The organism is Oerskovia sp. NPDC056781 (assembly GCF_042789955.1).
GTDB lineage: Bacteria > Actinomycetota > Actinomycetes > Actinomycetales > Cellulomonadaceae > Oerskovia > Oerskovia rustica.
This window is the reverse complement of record NZ_JBHUAD010000382.1, coordinates 1-1,995: the sequence shown is the minus strand read 5'-3', so window position 1 is coordinate 1,995 and position 1,995 is coordinate 1. Positions and strand designations below refer to the sequence as shown.

Below are 1,995 nucleotides of genomic sequence, written 5' to 3'. Positions count from 1 at the left end.
CCCGACGCGGCGCTTGCGCGGCGCCTCGTCGGTGCCGTCGTGACGTGAGACGCCGTCGGCGAGCTGCAGGCCGTCGTCGTCCTGAGGGCCGCGCCCGTCCTCGCCCTCCCGGTGGTTGCCGGTCAACCGGTCGTAGATGCCGCGCAGGCGGCTCGGGATGGCGTGCACGGGCGTCGCGGTGACCACGAGGATCCCGAAGAACCCCAGCAGCAGGAACAGCGGCACCGCGAACCACTCGGTGAGCCCCGTGTGGACCGGGGTCGCGAACAGGTAGCCGATCACGCCACCCGCGTCCTGAACGGCCGCGAAGCCGTCGCGCGGGGCGGGCAGGTCCTCGGCGATGTGCACCAGCGAGCAGACCGACACGACGATGAACGAGAGTCCGATCGTGACGCGCGAGTTCGCCTGCGTCCGCTCGGGGTGCCGCATGATCCGGACGGCCAGCCAGATGAGCAGGACGGGCAGGGCGACCGCGGCGACACCGAAGACGCCCGCCGAGACTGCGTGGACGGCGGTGCCGAACGCGCCCGAGATCCCCCACCACTCGCGGGCCGCGACGATCACGGCGAGTGCCAGGAGGAGGAACGCGACGCCGTCGCGCCGATGTGAGGGGTCCAGCTCTCTTGCTCCCTTGCCGATGCTGCGGGTGACCGCGCCGACCGCGTGCGCGCACCCCAGCCACAGGCCGCGCACCGCGCGGACGGGCCAGGGTGCAGGCCGGGCGGCCGGTCTGCGTGGTGACGAGCTCCGCGGAGCGCGGGACGCGCTCGAAGATCCCCCCGATCTGCCCGTCGCGCCACGCGAGGTGGTCTTGCGGGAGGTCGTGGGCCGTTTCGCCGAGGTGGACGTCCGGGTCGCCATAGTACGCACCACCGTACCCGTGCACGCCAGGTCGGCCCCGCACCCCGAGGGTGCGTGTCCTGTGACGAATCCGGCGACGTTCGCGGGCTGCGCCGGGACACGGCACCCGCGCGTCCGCGGGAGCGGTCGCGACGGGTGGCCGAACCGGGGCAGGATCGGGGCATGAGCACCCCTCCCCCGCTGCGCGAGCTGCACGAGATCGCCGACGGCGTGCACGTCGCGACCGCCGAGATCTGGACGAGCCTCACGACGGTCGTCGTGGCCCCGGACGGACGGGCCCTGGTCGTGGACCCGGGCATCACGGTCGACGAGGTCGAGTCCCTCGCGGCCGCGATCGCCCATCACGGCTGGCGCGTCACCGCCGGGTTCTCGACCCACCCGCACTGGGACCACGTCCTGTGGTCGCGGTCGCTGGGCGACGTCCCGCGCTGGGCCTGCCCGACGGCGGTACGCGCCCAGGAGCAGAGCCTCGCCGAGGACCTCGTGAAGGTGGAGCACGAGGCTCCGGGGCACGACCTCACGCTGTTCGGTCGCCTCACGCCGGTTGCTGGGTCGGGGACGGGTGGTTCCCCAGGGGGCGCACACCCGGACGTGCTGCACCTGCCGTGGCCCGCCGGGCCCGGGCGCTCGACGCCGTCGGGCGCCGCGGCGGCTCCCGGCGTGACACCGGCCGCCACCGAGCCGGTCGTGCTCGTGGTCGAGCACCAGGCGCACGCGCCCGGCCACGGTGCGCTCGTCCTGCCGGGGGCCGGGGTGATCGTCGTGGGAGACATGCTCTCGGACATCGAGGTGCCGCTCCTGGACCTCGAGTCCCCCGACCCCGTGGGTGCGTACCGCGCGGGCCTCGACGTGCTCGAGCGCGCGGTCTCCGAGCACGGTGTGCACACCCTCGTCCCGGGGCACGGGCACGTCGCCACGGGCAGCGACGCGATCTGGGAGCGCTTCGGCGCAGACCGGGCCTACCTCGACGCGCTGGAGACGGCGGCGAGCGGCGACACGGACGGCGCCGACGGCCCGGAGGACCCCCGCGTCACGGGCGAGTGGGTCGTGGGCGAGCACCGCAAGCAGCTCGACCACCTGCGCCGAGCACGCCGCCCGTAGACCTTCCGGGCCGGCGCGGCGCCGGGGCGGCGC

2 protein-coding genes are annotated in these 1,995 nt (G+C 74.9%); one reads left to right on the top strand and one right to left on the bottom strand.

The features are described from left to right. Positions 1 to 693, bottom strand: a 693-nt coding sequence (locus ACFRCR_RS18570) for a DNA translocase FtsK 4TM domain-containing protein (RefSeq protein ID WP_377679660.1), incomplete at its 3' end; no start/stop codon positions are given. 330 nt (positions 694 to 1,023) lie between these two features. Between ACFRCR_RS18570 and ACFRCR_RS18565 the strand changes: the two genes are divergently transcribed. Further along, positions 1,024 to 1,962 carry an MBL fold metallo-hydrolase gene (locus ACFRCR_RS18565; protein ID WP_377679658.1) on the top strand — a complete coding sequence of 313 codons (939 nt, stop codon included), beginning with the start codon at positions 1,024 to 1,026 and terminating at the stop codon, positions 1,960 to 1,962. Positions 1,963 to 1,995: the final 33 nt, after the last annotated feature.